Annotated in this window: 11 protein-coding genes; 5 read left to right on the top strand and 6 right to left on the bottom strand. The window is 66.2% G+C overall.

Annotated features, from left to right (window positions below; genetic code table 11):
- Window positions 1-122: 122 nt before the first annotated feature.
- Window positions 123-2,189, top strand: a complete 2,067-nt coding sequence (gene treS / locus B3E94_RS20735) for a maltose alpha-D-glucosyltransferase (RefSeq protein WP_286914970.1) — start codon at window positions 123-125, stop codon at window positions 2,187-2,189.
- 161 nt (window positions 2,190-2,350) lie between these two features.
- The gene (locus tag B3E94_RS20740; RefSeq protein ID WP_286914972.1) at window positions 2,351-2,980 is read left to right on the top strand and encodes a riboflavin synthase subunit alpha; all 630 of its coding nucleotides are present in this window, start codon (window positions 2,351-2,353) and stop codon (window positions 2,978-2,980) included.
- A gap of 95 nt (window positions 2,981-3,075) precedes the next feature.
- Here B3E94_RS20740 and B3E94_RS20745 read toward each other — a convergent pair whose 3' ends face one another.
- The 6 genes from B3E94_RS20745 to B3E94_RS20770 all read right to left on the bottom strand — a co-directional run bounded on the left by B3E94_RS20745 (window position 3,076) and on the right by B3E94_RS20770 (window position 10,425).
- The gene (locus tag B3E94_RS20745; protein ID WP_286914973.1) at window positions 3,076-3,780 is read right to left on the bottom strand and encodes an SDR family oxidoreductase; all 705 of its coding nucleotides are present in this window, start codon (window positions 3,778-3,780) and stop codon (window positions 3,076-3,078) included.
- Between the two features lie 84 nt (window positions 3,781-3,864).
- Window positions 3,865-4,770 (bottom strand): LysR substrate-binding domain-containing protein, encoded by a 906-nt coding sequence (locus B3E94_RS20750; protein ID WP_286914975.1) that lies wholly within the window; start codon window positions 4,768-4,770, stop codon window positions 3,865-3,867.
- 33 nt (window positions 4,771-4,803) lie between these two features.
- On the bottom strand, window positions 4,804-6,306 hold the full coding sequence (gene proP, locus B3E94_RS20755) for a glycine betaine/L-proline transporter ProP (RefSeq protein ID WP_176513015.1): 1,503 nt from the start codon (window positions 6,304-6,306) through the stop codon (window positions 4,804-4,806).
- Window positions 6,307-6,394: 88 nt separating this feature from the next.
- Entirely contained in the window at window positions 6,395-7,369 is a 975-nt protein-coding gene (gene hemB / locus B3E94_RS20760; protein WP_176513017.1) for a porphobilinogen synthase, read from the bottom strand.
- A 232-nt stretch (window positions 7,370-7,601) separates the two neighbouring features.
- The gene (locus B3E94_RS20765; RefSeq protein WP_286914978.1) at window positions 7,602-8,123 is read right to left on the bottom strand and encodes a GNAT family N-acetyltransferase; all 522 of its coding nucleotides are present in this window, start codon (window positions 8,121-8,123) and stop codon (window positions 7,602-7,604) included.
- 190 nt (window positions 8,124-8,313) lie between these two features.
- The gene (locus tag B3E94_RS20770) at window positions 8,314-10,425 is read right to left on the bottom strand and encodes a TonB-dependent receptor (protein ID WP_409521155.1); all 2,112 of its coding nucleotides are present in this window, start codon (window positions 10,423-10,425) and stop codon (window positions 8,314-8,316) included.
- 237 nt (window positions 10,426-10,662) lie between these two features.
- Between B3E94_RS20770 and B3E94_RS20775 the strand changes: the two genes are divergently transcribed.
- The 3 genes from B3E94_RS20775 (at window position 10,663) to B3E94_RS20785 (ending at window position 14,670) form a co-directional block, all read left to right on the top strand.
- Complete coding sequence (locus tag B3E94_RS20775; RefSeq protein ID WP_286914980.1) at window positions 10,663-11,178, top strand: sigma-70 family RNA polymerase sigma factor; 516 nt, start codon at window positions 10,663-10,665, stop codon at window positions 11,176-11,178.
- Window positions 11,179-12,156, top strand: coding sequence for a FecR domain-containing protein (locus tag B3E94_RS20780; protein WP_286914981.1), 978 nt, complete (start codon window positions 11,179-11,181; stop codon window positions 12,154-12,156). It abuts the gene before it with no gap.
- A gap of 93 nt (window positions 12,157-12,249) precedes the next feature.
- Window positions 12,250-14,670, top strand: a complete 2,421-nt coding sequence (locus tag B3E94_RS20785; RefSeq protein WP_286914982.1) for a TonB-dependent receptor — start codon at window positions 12,250-12,252, stop codon at window positions 14,668-14,670.
- Window positions 14,671-14,691: the final 21 nt, after the last annotated feature.

The following is a 14,691-nucleotide window of genomic DNA, read 5'->3' on the forward strand; positions in this document are numbered from 1 at the left end:
CGGGCGGCGCTCGATCTCATGAACGACACACATCCAACGCCAAACCACCCTCCCCAACCGAACATTCCGCGCAGCACACCGTCATAACTTGAGCACATGCCGACCCGCAGCGAGGACGCGAAATGACCCAGCCCGACCCGTCATACGTCAAATGGCTCGAAGACCGCTCCATGCTCAAGGCCTCGCAAGCGCGGGCGCGCTTGTATTCCGGCCAGTCACGCCTGTGGCAGAACCCCTACGCCGAGGCGCAGCCGCGCCGGGCCACGGAAATCGCCTCGGTGTGGCTGACCGTCTACCCCGACGCCATCATTGCGCCCGAAGGCGACTCGGTGCTCAGCGCGCTGGGCCACGAGGCGCTGTGGAAGCGCCTCTCGGAGATGGGCGTGCAAGGCATCCACACCGGCCCCATCAAGCAGTCCGGCGGCGTGCGTGGGCGCGATTTCACCCCCAGCATCGACGGCAACTTCGACCGCATCAGCTTCGACATCGACCCGCTCTACGGCAGCGAACAGGAGCTGGTGCAGATGAGCCGCATGGCCGCGGCGCACAACGCCGTGACCATCGACGACCTGATCCCTTCGCACACCGGCAAGGGCGCGGACTTTCGCCTGGCCGAGCTGGGCCATGAGGCGTTCCCCGGGCTCTACCACATGGTCGAGATCCGCGAGGAGGACTGGCCGTTGCTGCCGGACGTGCCGGCCGGGCGCGATGCGCTCAACCTGCTGCCGGCTCAGTGCGACGAGCTCAAGGCGCGCCACTACATCGTCGGCCAGCTGCAGCGGGTGATCTTCTTCGAGCCGGGAGTCAAGGAAACCGACTGGAGCGTGACCGCGCCGATCACCGGGGTCGACGGCAAGACCCGGCGCTGGGTGTACCTGCACTACTTCAAGGAGGGCCAGCCCTCGCTCAACTGGCTGGACCCAAGCTTCGCCGCGCAACAGATGATCATCGGCGATGCCCTGCACGCGCTGGACTGCCTGGGTGCGCGCGGCCTGCGCCTGGATGCCAACGGCTTTCTCGGCGTGGAAACCCGCGCCAGCGGCACCGCCTGGTCGGAGAGCCACCCGCTGTCGATCGTCGGCAACCAGCTGATCGGCGGCATGATCCGCAAGGCCGGGGGCTTCAGCTTCCAGGAGCTGAACCTGACCCTGGACGACATCGCGCAGATGTCCAAGGGCGGCGCCGACCTGTCCTACGACTTCATTACCCGCCCGGCCTACCAGCATGCCTTGCTCACCGGCGACACCGAGTTCCTGCGCCTGATGCTCAAGGAGATGCAGGCCTTCGGCATCGACCCGGCGTCGTTGATCCACGCCCTGCAGAACCATGATGAGCTGACCGTCGAGCTGGTGCACTTCTGGACCCTGCATGCCCATGACATGTACCTGTTCAAGGGCCAGACCCTGCCCGGCAGCATCCTGCGCGAACACATCCGTGAAGAGATCTACGAGCGCCTGTCCGGCGAGCATGCGCCGTACAACCTGCGCTTCGTCACCAATGGCATCTCCTGCACCACCGCCAGCCTGATCACCGCGGCGCTGGGCATTCGCGACCTGGACCGGCTTGGCGCGGCCGAGATCGAGCAGATCCAGAAGGTGCACCTGCTGCTGGTGATGTACAACGCCATGCAGCCTGGGGTGGTGGCGCTGTCGGGCTGGGACATGGTCGGCGCGCTGCCGTTGCCGGCCGAGTCGGTGGCCGAGCGCATGCTCGATGGCGATACCCGCTGGATCCACCGCGGCGGCTATGACCTGGCCGGGCTGGCGCCGCAGGCCGAGGCGTCGGTGCGCGGCATGCCACGGGCGCGCGCGCTGTATGGCAGCCTCGACAGCCAGCTGGAAAACCCCGATTCGTTTGCCAGCAAGGTGAAGAAGCTGCTTGCCGTGCGCCAGGCCTATGGCATCGCCACCAGCCGCCAGGTGCTGGTGCCCGAGGTCAGCAGCCCGGGGTTGCTGGTGATGGTGCATGAGCTGCCGGCCGGGCGCGGGATACAGATCAGCGCGCTGAACTTCGGCCAGGCGGTGATTGCCGAGGAGCTGCAGCTGACCGGGTTCACGCCGGGGACGGTGGTGGACATGATCAACGAGACGGTCGAGGGCGACCTGACCGAGGATGGGCGGTTGATGATCAACCTGGACCCGTTCGAGGCGCTGTGTTTGCGGATCGTCAACAGCAGTGGGCATGTTTGAGCCTGCTACGGCCCTATCGCCGGCAAGCCGGCTCCCACAGAAAACTGTGGGGTCCATGTGGGAGCCGGCTTGCCGGCGATGGGGCCGCAGCAGACAACTTGCATTTACTGCCCCAGGGGCATAGTTTCCCGGGCATTCCTTTCCCTGCCCAGGAGCCCCCCATGTACACCGGTATCGTCCAGGCCGTGCGCCCTCTTCTTGCGGTAACCACTCACCCGGGCCACAACGAGTTCACCGTCGAGCTCACACCCGAGCTGCTCGACGAGCTGAAGATCGGCGCCAGCGTCAGCGTCGAAGGCACTTGCCTGTCGGTTACCGAAATCGCCGGCACCCAGGTCAAGTTCGACGCCATGACCGCCACCCTGGAGCGCACCAACCTGCGCTTCTTCAAGGCCGGCCAAGGCGTGAACATCGAGCGTTCGGCGAAGATGAACGCCGAAGTCGGCGGCCACCTGATGGCCGGCCACATTGCCACCACCGCCGAAATCGTCGAGCTGTCGATCGAAGAGACCGGCGCCTTCATCACCTTCCGTATGCCGCCGGAGTGGGCCAAGTACGTGTTCGCGCGGGGGTTTCTGGGGGTCAATGGCTGCAGCCTGACCGTCGCCGATGTGGACGACACGCTGGTGAAAATCAACCTGATCCCGGAAACCCTGCGCCAGACCACCTTCGCCAGCTACAAGGCCGGCGAGCTGATCAACATCGAGGTGGACCACCAGACCATGGTGCTGGTCGATGTGGTGGAGCGCACGTTGAAAAACACCCTGGCTCGGGAAAAGTTGTTGCCCTGAAGGGCCTCATCGCCGGCAAGCCGGCTCCCACACTTACAGGCAGTGCTGTGCCTGTGGGAGCCGGCTTGCCGGCGATAGGGCCGGTACAGCCAACATCACACGCTGCGGGTAATCCCGCCATCGACGCGGATGTTCTGCCCGGTGATGTACGCGCCGCCCTCGCTGGCCAAAAAGGCCACGGTGGCGGCGATTTCCTCCGCCTTGCCATAGCGCTTGAGCGGCACGCTGTCGCGCCGAGCGTCAGTGGCCGGCAGGCTGTCGATCCAGCCCGGCAGCACGTTGTTGATGCGGATGTTGTCGCCGGCATAGGTGTCGGCAAAGATCTTGCTGAACGACGCAAGCCCGGCGCGGAACACCGCCGAGGTGGGGAACATGTCGCTCGGCTCGAAGGCCCAGGCGGTGGAGATGTTGATCACCACCCCGCCCTGTTGGCGCTGCATGACCGGGGTCACCATGCGGGTCGGGCGAATCACGTTGAGCAGGTAGGTTTCCATGCCCAGGTGCCAGTCCTCGTCGCTGATCTCCAGGATCGGCGCACGTGGGCCGTGGCCTGCGCTGTTGACCAGCACGTCGATGCGGCCCCATTGGCCGACCACCGCGTCCACCAGGCGCTGGATGTCGTGAGTGTTGCGGTTGCTGCCGGTCACGCCGATACCGCCCAGCTCCTTCGCCAGCGCCTCGCCCTTGCCGGACGAAGACAGGATGCCGACCTTGAAACCGTCTGCCGCCAGGCGCCGGGCGCATGCCGCGCCCATGCCGCTGCCACCGGCGATCACGATTGCCACTTTTTCAACTGCCATAAGGCCCCCTTGTCGAGTGCGTCTGCATGAATGATGGGGGTTAGCCTAGCAGCAGGCTCGCCCCAGCAGAGAGCCAGGCAAACTTCAATCAGTCGATAGAAATTCTACTGCCTGCTGCTGCAGCCAGCTGCGCACGGTGGCCAGCGCCGGCGGCTGGTGGGCATTGCGTGGCCACACCAGGTAGAACGCCTGATCCAGGTGCAGCTCGTGGTCGAACGCCAGGGCCAGGCGCCCGGCGGCCAGCTCGCTCTGCACGAAGTAGTAGCTGGCCAGGGCCAGCCCCTGCCCGGCAATCGCCGCATCGATGGCCAGCGCCGTCTGGTTGAAGCGCACGTTCCGCGCCGCCGCCTGCAGGGGCTGGCGCAGCGCCTCGGCAATGAAGTCGGGCCAGAAGTTGTGGGCGTCGTGCAGCAAGGTGTAACGCTGCAACTGCGCAAGGTCCGTTGGCGCGCCTTGCGCCTCGAGCAATGCCGGGCTGCCCACCGCCACGATGCGCTGGGGCAGCAACAGCTCGGTCTGCAGCGCCGGGCCGAACGGCGGGCGGCCGTAGCGCACGGCCAGGTCCACGCCCTCGGGGCGAAGCTGCGAAAGGCGGTCGGTGGCCAGCACCTGCAGGTCGATGTGCGGATGCTGCGCGGTGAAGGATGACAACCGCGGGATCAGCCATTTGGCGGCGAAGGTCGGGGTCACGCTGACGGTCAGTTGCGCACCGTCCGGGCGCAGTGCCTGGGTGGCGCTGGCGATCAGGGCGAAGGCGCTGCGGATGTCGGCGCTGTAGCGCTGGCCGGCCCCGGTCAGGCCCAGGCCCCTGGGCAGGCGGTCGAACAGCTTGAGCCCAAGGTTGGCCTCAAGCCCACGAATCTGCTGCGCCACCGCCGCCTGGGTCACCCCCAGTTCGTCGGCGGCCAGGCGAAAGTTGAGGTGGCGCGCCACCACCTCGAACACCCGCAGGGCATTGAGCGGTGGCAACGCCGAGAAGCCATCGGCCATGAAGTTTATCTACTGAGTGGAAACACCCACACCTTACTCGATCCGTGGGTGCTGCTGCACCAGCAGTTTACGCTTGGCCTCGAGCTCGGCGATCTGCTCGTCGATGTCCTCGATCTTCTGCTCGATGGTGTCGTGGTGCTCCTGCAGCAGTTCGCGCGCCTCTTCGATGTCCGAGGCCGCCGGAGCAGCGCCGCGCAGGGGCTTGTTGGCGGTTTCCTTCATGGTCAGCCCGGTGACCAGGCCGATGGCGGCAATCACCATCAGGTAGTAGGCCGGCATGTACAGGTCGCCCGTGCTTTCCACCAGCCAGGCGGCCAGGGTCGGGGTGAGGCCGGCGATCAGCACCGAGATGTTGAAGGCGCTGGCCAGGGCGCTGTAGCGGATATGGGTGGGGAACATCGCCGGCAAGGTCGAGGCCATCACGCCGATGAAGAAGTTCAGCAGCACGGCGATGATCAGCAAGCCGGCGAAGATCACCCCGAGCACGCCGCTGTTGATCAGCATGAAGGCCGGGATGGCCAGGGCGAACAGGCCGACGCTGCCGACGATGATGAATGGCCGGCGGCCCCACTTGTCGCTGAGCAGGCCGATCACCGGCTGCACGAAGAGCATGCCGACCATGATCGCGATGATGATCAGCACGCCGTGGTCTTCGCTGTAGTGCAGGTTGTGCGACAGGTAGCTGGGCATGTAGGTGAGCAGCATGTAGTAGGTGACGTTGGTCGCGATCACCACCCCGATGCAAGTCACCAGGCTGCGCCAGTGCTGGGTCGCCACCTCCTTGAACGACACCTTGGGCCCCGATGCCAGGCCCTCGCGGTCGCCTTGTTCGAGCTTGTCGACGTGCTGCTGGAAGGCCGGTGTTTCCTCCAGCGCATGGCGCAGGTACAGGCCGATGATGCCCAGCGGCAGGGCCAGGAAGAACGGCAGGCGCCAGCCCCATTCGAGGAATTTCTCCTCGCCGAGGGTGGCGGAAATCAGCACCACCACCCCGGCCCCGAGCACGAAGCCTGCGATCGAGCCGAAGTCCAGCCAGCTGCCGAGGAAGCCGCGCTTGCGGTCGGGTGCGTACTCGGCGACGAAGATCGAGGCGCCGGTGTACTCCCCGCCGACCGAGAAGCCCTGGGCCATTTTCGCCAGCAACAGCAGGATCGGTGCCCAGATGCCGATCGAGGCATAGGACGGTATCAGGCCGATGGCGAAGGTGCTCAGCGACATGATCACGATGGTCGCGGCCAAGATCTTCTGCCGGCCGAAGCGGTCGCCCAGGGCGCCGAAGAACAACCCGCCCAACGGGCGGATCAGGAACGGCACCGAGAAGGTGGCCAGCGCTGCGATCATCTGCACGCTGGGGTCGGCGTTGGGGAAGAACACCTTGCCCAGGGCATAGGCGACAAAGCCATAGACGCCGAAGTCGAACCATTCCATGGCGTTGCCCAGCGCCGCGGCGGTGATCGCCTTGCGCATCTTGGCATCGTCAACGATGGTGATGTCTTTCAAGCCGATCGGCTTGACGGTTTTCTTGCGTGATTTCATCCCAGTGTCCCTGTGGCTGAGCCTCTCTGGCATCAGAACCGCAGGGACACTAAATAATTCCACGCTCAGCGATTTCTCGCGGCAAAGGTCAGATGCCCTCGCGCGCCAGGTCCATGGCGAAGTAGGTGAGGATCAGGTCGGCGCCGGCACGCTTGATCGCGCCCAGGCTCTCGCGCACCACACGGCCTTCGTCGATGGCACCGGCCAGGCCGCCGAACTTGATCATCGCGTACTCGCCGCTGACCTGGTACGCCGCCAGCGGCAGGCGCGAGGCGGCGCGGATGTCGGCGATCACGTCGAGGTAGGCACCGGCCGGCTTGACCATCAGCACATCGGCCCCTTCCTGCTCGTCGAGCAGCGACTCGCGCACCGCTTCGCGGCGGTTCATCGGGTTCATCTGGTAGGCCTTGCGGTCACCCTTGAGGGTGGTGCCGCCGGCTTCACGGAATGGGCCGTAGAGCGAGGAAGCGAACTTGGTGGAATAGGCCATGATCGCGGTGTCGTGGAAGCCTGCGGCATCCAGCGCACCACGGATGGCCTGGACCTGGCCGTCCATCGCCGCCGACGGGGCGATGAAGTCGGCACCGGCGGCTGCGGCCACCACGGCCTGCTTGCCAAGGTTGGCCAGGGTCGCGTCGTTGTCCACGCCATGGTCGTGCAGCACGCCGCAGTGGCCGTGGCTGGTGTATTCGCAGAAGCAGGTGTCGGACATCACCACCATCTCTGGCACGGTGTCCTTGCAGATGCGCGCCATGCGCGCGACCAGGCCGTTTTCGTTCCAGGTGTCGCTGCCGGTGGCATCGAGGTGGTGGGAAACGCCGAAGGTCATCACCGACTTGATGCCGGCGCGGGCGTAGCGTTCGATTTCCTGGGCCAGCCGTTTTTCAGGGATGCGGTTGACCCCAGGCATGCTGGTGATCGGCACGAAGTCATCGATGCCTTCCTCGACGAAGATCGGCAGGATCAGGTCTTCGAGGCGGAATTCCGTCTCCTGGAAAATAGTGCGCAGCGATTCGTTCTGGCGCAGGCGGCGGGGGCGGACGGACGGGAAACGGTTGGACATGACAGCTCCAGGGAATATGGACGGCGTACACCATATGCCTGTTGGGCGCCAGTGAAAAGGGCGGATGAGGAGATTGTGTATTGCGCAAGGTGCAGTAGCGCATTTTTCCAGTGCCGGCCTCTTCGCGGGGCAAGCCCGCTCCCACAGGTAAATCACCAAGCCCAATCCTGAGCTGAACCTGTGGGAGCGGGCTTGCCCCGCGAAGAGGCCCTTCAGGCCACACGCGGCGCATTCAGCCTTCGCTAGGTTCAAGCGGGGTCGGCAGGATCTTCTGGTAGAACGCCAGGTCCAGCCACTGGCCGAACTTGTACGCCGCCTCGCGGATAACGCCTGCCGGCTCGAAGCCCAGGCCTTCATGCAGGGCGATGGAGGCCTGGTTGGCCACATCGATACCGCCGACCATCACATGCACCTCGCGCTGGGTCGCGATCTCGATCAGTTCGCCGAGCAGGCGCTTGCCCAGGCCCATGCCACGGCATTCGTGATGCACGTAGACCGAGTGCTCGACGCTGTACTTGTTGGCCGGGCGGTCGCGGAATGGGCCATAGCTGGCGAAGCCCAGCAAGGTGCCCTGCGCGTCTTCGAAACCGATCACCGGCAAGCCGTTGCGGCGCTTGGCAGCGAACCACTCGACCATCGAGGCAGGTTCGCGCGGCTTGTAGTCGTACAAAGCAGTGGAGTTGAGGATGGCGTGGTTGAAGATGGCGAGAATGGCCTCGGCGTGGCGTTCTTCGCTGCAGTGGATGAGGCGCATGGCGGATACTCAGGGCGATCACTATGAGATACGTTTTGTATCAGATAGTGAACGACCTGAGAAGCCCAGGCAGGCACAGCCTCTGTGTGGGAGCCGGCTTGCCGGCGATAGGGCCTGGCAGGCAGATGAGGTTGTCTGCGCTGGCCTCATCGCCGGCAAGCCGGCTCCCACAATGATTTTTGGGGGGCTGTTAGAAATCGACCGTGGCCGAAAGCTGCAGGGTACGCGGGTAGCCTGGGGAGAAGGCGCCGTAGGAGGCCACGCCAGACCAGTACTCGCGGTCGAAGACGTTCTGCACGGTGGCCCGGAAGGTGGTCGGGCGGCCATCGATCTTCGTCGCGTAGCGGGCGCCGGCATCGAACCGGGTCCAGGCGTCCAGCTGCTGGGTATTGGCCTGGTTGACGTACTGGCGGTCGGTGTAGATGGCGCCGCCGGTCAAGGTGAACCCTTCGAGCCAGGGGGTATCCCATTCGGCCCACAGGTTGGCCTGCACGTCAGGCACGCCCACCGGCTTGTTGCCACGGTTGGCGGCGGTGGCCGATTTGGTCAGTTCGCCATCGATCAGCGTCACCCCGCCCATCAGGCGCGTGCCGGGCGCCACTTCGCCGAACACGCTCCATTCGATGCCGCGGTTGCGCTGCTCGGCCTGCACCGAAAACACATTGCCCGCGCCGATTTCGCCACTGGGCTTTTCGATCTGGAATAGTGCCAGGGTGGTCATGAACGTGCCCAGCTCGTACTTCACGCCAATTTCATGCTGTTTCGATTCGTAAGGGGCGAAGGTCTCGCCGGCGTTGGCCGCAGTGCCGGGGGCGATATCGCCTTTGCTCAGGCCCTCGACGTAGTTGTAGTAGAGCGCCACGTTGTCCCAGGGCTTGACCACCACGCCGACCAGCGGGGTGGTCGCGCTGTCGTCGTACTTCGAGCTCACCGCACCTGTGGCGCTGTAGTTGCGCGATTCGATGTCCTGGCGGCGCACCCCGAGGGTCAGCTGGAAGCGGTCATCGAGCATCGACAAGGTGTCGGTCAGCGCCACGCCGGACAGCTGCGATTCGGAAACGCGCAGCACCTTGGGTGCGTTGATGTATTGCTTGGGCACCTCCACCGGGTGGTAGATGTTCGAGCGGATCTCGCTGCCGTTGTTGATCCCGCGCGACAGCTCATCCTGGTAGGTGGTCGCCATCACCGTGGTGGTGTGGCTGATCGGCCCGGTGCTGAACACCCCGCGCAGGCCGATGTCGGCCGTGGAGCGGTCGACGTTGAACTTGTAGTAGCCGGGAATGTTGCTGGTATCGCCCGCCTCGTTGAGGATTCTCGGCACCTGGTCGGACATGCGCTTGACGTCCGACTTGCCGCCGCCGGCATGGGCGAAGAGGGTGAGCGAATCGCTCAGGTCATACTCGCCGCCCAGCAGCGCCGACTGCTCCTTGGTGTCGGACCAGCCCCAATCCTGGGGCAGGTTGGTGCGGCCGTTCGGCGCTGACGGCACCTCCACGCCCGGGGCAATGGTGAAGGGCCGCGAGGCGCCTTCGAAGCTTTCCTTCTGGCTGATGAAGTCAAGGTTCAGGCGCAGCCGCTCGCCGCGATAGTCCAGGGCGATGGCGCCGATGCCGAGGTCGCGGTGCTGGTCGTCGACGGCGGTGTCGCCGCCTTGCAGGTTGCCGTTGAAGCGCACGCCGAACTGGTTTTCGTCACCAAAGCGGCGGCTGACATCCAGGTGGCCACCGACCTGGGAATCCATGGCGTAGGAGGCGGTGAAGCGGGTCAAGTCTTCGTCCAGCGGGCGTTTGGGCACGATGTTGATCACCCCGCCTACCCCGCTGTTCGGCGAAATGCCGTACATCAGCGCACCGGGGCCTTTGAGCACCTCGACCCGCTCGGCGTACTCGGTGAACACCCGGTAGTTGGGCGCCACGCCGTACACGCCATCGAAGGCCAGCTCGCCAAGGTTGCCCTCGCCGACCGGGAAGCCGCGAATGAAGAACGAGTCGACGATACCGCCGGCCTGCCCGGTGGAGCGCACCGAGGGGTCGCGCTCCAGGGCATCGGCGACCGTCACCGTCTGCAGGTCGGCGAGGGTCTTGGCGGTGTAGCTGGTGACGCTGAAGGGGGTGTCCATCACGTCCTTGTTGCCCAGCATCCCGAGGCGCGCGCCACGGGCCACCTGGCCACCGGGCAAGGCCTCGGGCAACGTTGGGGCGATGGCCGTGGCGTCGACGTTGGTGGTCTCGAGCACCAGCGCCTGCGGGCCCTCTGCGGCCCAGGCACTGGCGCTGCCTGCGAGCAAGACGAAATTCAGCATGGACGTGCGCAGGGTGAGCGAAGCACTCCCGGCAAGGGGACGGCAAACAACTGGCATGGCGTGGGGGTCCTTTTCGGCAAGGGAAAATGCTAATCACTCCCATTGCCAGCCAGGCGCGGAAAAAGTATCACCCCGGCGCAGAAATTTTATTCGCAGGGTCGCCACCCCCACCCTTGCCGGGCAAACGCGATACCTCTACCATTGCCAATAATTCTCAATTACAACAAAGCGGCAGCCATGCGCGAACCCCTCCCCGCCGACCCTCACGCCCACCTGCGCGTCATCGAAGCGCTGTACAGCGGCCACCATGGCTGGCTGTTCGAGACGCTGAAGAAAAAACTGGGCAATGCCATGGATGCCGCGGACCTCACCCACGACACCTTCACCCGCGTGCTCGCCTCGCGCGTCACCAGCATCGAGCAGCCACGGGCCTACCTCAGCTGCGTGGCCAAGGGCATCCTCGTCAACTGGTACCAGCGCAAGGCGCTGGAACGCGCCTACCTGGAGGCGCTGAGCAGCTTGCCACCGCAGCAAGTGCCCTCCCCTGAATTGCGCTACGTGGTGCTGGAAACCCTGCACCAGATCGACCACATGCTCGACGCGCTGCCGCCGCTGGTCAAACGCGCCTTCCTGCTGTCGCAGATCGGCGGCCTGAAGTACCACGACATCGCCGAACAGCTGGGCGTCTCCCTGATCACGGTGAAGCGCTACATGAAGCAGGCGTTCGTGCAATGCCTGTTGCTGGTGGAGTGAATGGCCTTGCCAGGCAGCCGCGCCGTGCTCGACCCCAAGGCCCTGGAAGAAGCCGCCGAATGGCTGGTGCGCTGGAGCGAGGGCGAGCTCGATGCCTGCGCGCGGGCCGAATGGCAGCGCTGGCAAGCCAGCAGCCCCGAGCGCAGCGCCGCCTGGGCCCGCGCGCAGTTGCTGCAAAGCCGCATGGGCGGCCTGCCGCAGGCGCTGGCACTGAGCGTGCTCGACCGCCCGCGCAGCCCGCAGCGGCGCGCCGCGATTCTCAAGCTGGCGGCGCTGCTGGCCGTGCTGCCGGCCGGCTGGGGTGGCTGGCAGCTGAGCCGCCGGCAGGCTTGGACGGCCGACTACCACAGCGCGGTCGGCGAGCGCCGCGAGCTGACCCTGGCCGATGGCTCGCACGTCACCCTCAACACCGATAGCGCCATCGACGTGCTGTTCGATGCCAACCAGCGGCTGGTGCGCCTGCGCGCCGGCGAGATCCTGGTGCAGACCGCCGCCGACCCGGCAGCGCAGGCGCGGCCGTTTCTGGTGGCCAGCGCCCACGGCAGCATGCAGGCCCTGGGCACGCGCTTTACCGTGCGCGAGCAACAGCAGCGTACCCAGCTGGCGGTGCTCGACGGGGCGGTGAGCGTGGTGCTGGCAGGCAATCGCCAAGCCCCGCCACGGCTGGTCAAGGCCGGCCAGCGCACGGCCTTCTCGGCCCAGGGCTTCGGCCCTGTGGCTGCCACCGACGCGCATGTCAGCGCCTGGGCCCAAGGCATGCTGATGGCCGACAGGATGCGCCTGGCCGACTTCGCCGCGGAACTGGCGCGCTACCGCCGCGGCGTGGTCCGCTGCGACCCGGCCATCGCCAACCTGCAGGTTTCCGGCGCCTACCCGATCAGCGACACCCCGCGCACGCTGAACATGCTGGCCAACACCTACGGCATCCAGGTGGCCGCGCACCTGGGCGGGCTTTGGGTGACCCTGGCCCCCGGCTGAGAAAAAATTCGGCCCGGCGCTGATACTTTTTCCGCGCTCGGCTGGCTAATGGGCAAAGCCCTTTCCCATCGTCACCCATGAGGCCCCGTATCCATGCTCCTCGCGCGCACCCTGCGTCCGGCCCCGCCACTCAAACCGGTGATCCGCAGTGCGTTGCTGAGCCTGGCGCTAGGGGCGCCGGCATGCCCGCAGGCCCTGGCCGAACCCGCAGCGCAGCTGAACAGCGTCGAGTCTCGCCGGTACAACATCGCGCCAGGCCCGCTGGGCGCCACCTTGTCACGCTTTGCCGTGGACGCCGGCATTGCCCTGTCGTTCCAGCCGGCGCTGACCGAAGGGCTGGCAAGCCCCGGCCTGGTCGCTACCTGCACGGCCCAGCAAGCCGCGACGCGCCTGCTGGCCGGCAGCAACCTGCAGATGCTGCAGCGCGACGACGGCAGCTACACCCTGGCACTGCGCCAGGTCACCCTCTCCGATACCGCCGTCAACGGCCTGGCCCCCGCTGGCCTGGAAGACGGCCTGGCGCCCACCTACCCGGGCGGCCAGGCGGCGCTCGGCGGGCGCCTTGGCCTGCTGGGCAACCGCGATGTGCTGGACACCCCGCTGAGCATCAGCAACTACACCGCCACGCTGATCCGCGACCAGCAGGCCACCACCGTCGCCGACCTGCTCGAGCGCGACGCCTCGGTGCGCGCCACCGGGCAGGCGGGCGGCATCGTCGATTCGTTCTTCATCCGTGGCTTCCCGGTTGGCGAGGGCAACCTGGGCGAGCTGGCCTTCGATGGCGTGTATGGCGTGGCGTCGAACTACCGGGTGTTCACCGACTACGCCGAGCGCATCGAGGTCATCAAGGGCCCGGGCACCCTGCTCTACGGCATGTCGCCCAACAGCACCGTGGGCGGCGTGATCAACGTGGTGCCCAAGCGTTCGCTGGCCGACGACCTAACCCGTTACACGGCAAGCTTTGCCCTCGACACGCAGCTGGGCAACCACCTGGACATCAGCCGCCGCTTCGGCGAGCAGCGGCGCTTTGGCGTGCGCTTCAATGGCAGCCTGCAGCAAGGCGACACGGCCATCGACGCGCAGTCGCGCAAGGTCGGCATCGGCGCGCTGTCGCTGGATTACCGCGGCGAGCGCCTGCGCACCAGCCTTGACCTGATCGACCAGCGCGAAACCCTGGATGCCGCCTCGCGCCCGTTCCTGATCGCCCAGGGCGTGCCAATTCCGCCTGCCGCCAATGGCCGCACCAATGTCAGCCAGGCCTGGGGCACCTCGACCACCGATGACCGCTCGCTGCTGTTCAGCGGCGAGTACGATGCCAGCGATGCCTTGACCCTGTTCGCCCACGCAGGCGGCGGCAAGTCCCGGGTGAGCAGGCTGTCCGACCAGACCCCGACGCTGATCGACAGCGCCGGCAACACCGCTTCCATCCCCGGCTATTACCGGTTCGACGTGCAGCGCTACACGCTCGATGGCGGCGCGCGCCTGCGCTTCGACACCGGGCCCCTGGCGCACAGCATGGCCTTGCAGGCCAGCCGCTACCGTGACGAGCTCAAGCGCGGCATCCTTTCCGGCGCGCCGATACTGTCCAACATCTACCACCCGGTCGAGCGCCCCAAGCCTGCCATCGCCCGCCCCGACACCGTCAAGGTGTCCGCCAGCGAGCTCAGCAGCCTCGCCCTGGTCGACACCGTATCGCTGTTCGAGCAGCGCCTGCAGGTCACCGCAGGTGTGCGCCAGCAGCGCATCGAGTCGCGCAACTACACCGCCAACGGCAGCGTCGCCAGCCGCTACGACCAACGCCGCAGCACCCCGCTGTTCGGGGTGCTGGTCAAGCCCCTGGACAACCTCTCGCTCTACTACCACTACCTCGAAGGCCTGAGCAAAGGCGATGTGGCGCCCAGCACCGCGAGCAACTCAGGCGAAGTGTTCGCGCCCTACGTTTCCCGCCAGCACGAAGTCGGCGTGAAGATCGACTACGGCACCGCCATGGCGACCCTGGCCCTGTTCCAGATCACCAAGCCCTCGGGCGAGCTGGCAGACGGCCGCTTCTCGGTGCAGGGTGAACAGCGCAACCGCGGCGCAGAACTGACCCTGCTGGGCGAAGTGGCGCCCGGCATCCGCCTGCTCGGCGGCGTGACCTTGCTCGACGCCCGCCTGCGCAAGACCCGGGTGGCGGCCAACCAGGGCAACAAGGCGGTGGGCGTGCCGAACCTGCAGGCCAACCTCTGGGCCGAATGGGATACGCCCTGGGTCGAAGGCCTGACCTTGACCGGCGGGCTCATCCATACCGGCGAGCAGTACGTCGACCAGGGCAACACCCAGCAACTCGACCGCTGGACGCGCACCGATATCGGCGCACGCTACAGCACCCGCATCGGCGAGCACCCGACTACCTTTCGCGCCACCGTGCAGAACCTGTTCGATAGCCAGTACTGGTCGGGTGTCGCCTCCTACGGCGCGTTCTCCCAAGGCGCGCCGCGCACGCTGTTGCTCAGCGCCAGCGTCGATTTCTGAGTAAGCTGTGGGCCATTGCGC

This window comes from Pseudomonas sp. UBA6315 (assembly GCF_002438125.1).
Classification (GTDB): Bacteria; Pseudomonadota; Gammaproteobacteria; order Pseudomonadales; family Pseudomonadaceae; genus Aquipseudomonas; species Aquipseudomonas faucium.

What these genes read in the sequence shown, in the direction of transcription:
- treS (WP_286914970.1), top strand. Translation starts at nt 123, where the DNA reads ATGACCCAGCCCGACCCGTCATACGTCAAATGGCTCGAAGACCGCTCC.
- B3E94_RS20740 (WP_286914972.1), top strand. Translation starts at nt 2,351, where the DNA reads ATGTACACCGGTATCGTCCAGGCCGTGCGCCCTCTTCTTGCGGTAACC.
- B3E94_RS20745 (WP_286914973.1), bottom strand. Translation starts at nt 3,780, where the DNA reads ATGGCAGTTGAAAAAGTGGCAATCGTGATCGCCGGTGGCAGCGGCATG.
- B3E94_RS20750 (WP_286914975.1), bottom strand. Translation starts at nt 4,770, where the DNA reads ATGGCCGATGGCTTCTCGGCGTTGCCACCGCTCAATGCCCTGCGGGTG.
- proP (WP_176513015.1), bottom strand. Translation starts at nt 6,306, where the DNA reads ATGAAATCACGCAAGAAAACCGTCAAGCCGATCGGCTTGAAAGACATC.
- hemB (WP_176513017.1), bottom strand. Translation starts at nt 7,369, where the DNA reads ATGTCCAACCGTTTCCCGTCCGTCCGCCCCCGCCGCCTGCGCCAGAAC.
- B3E94_RS20765 (WP_286914978.1), bottom strand. Translation starts at nt 8,123, where the DNA reads ATGCGCCTCATCCACTGCAGCGAAGAACGCCACGCCGAGGCCATTCTC.
- B3E94_RS20770 (WP_409521155.1), bottom strand. Translation starts at nt 10,425, where the DNA reads ATGCTGAATTTCGTCTTGCTCGCAGGCAGCGCCAGTGCCTGGGCCGCA.
- B3E94_RS20775 (WP_286914980.1), top strand. Translation starts at nt 10,663, where the DNA reads ATGCGCGAACCCCTCCCCGCCGACCCTCACGCCCACCTGCGCGTCATC.
- B3E94_RS20780 (WP_286914981.1), top strand. Translation starts at nt 11,179, where the DNA reads ATGGCCTTGCCAGGCAGCCGCGCCGTGCTCGACCCCAAGGCCCTGGAA.
- B3E94_RS20785 (WP_286914982.1), top strand. Translation starts at nt 12,250, where the DNA reads ATGCTCCTCGCGCGCACCCTGCGTCCGGCCCCGCCACTCAAACCGGTG.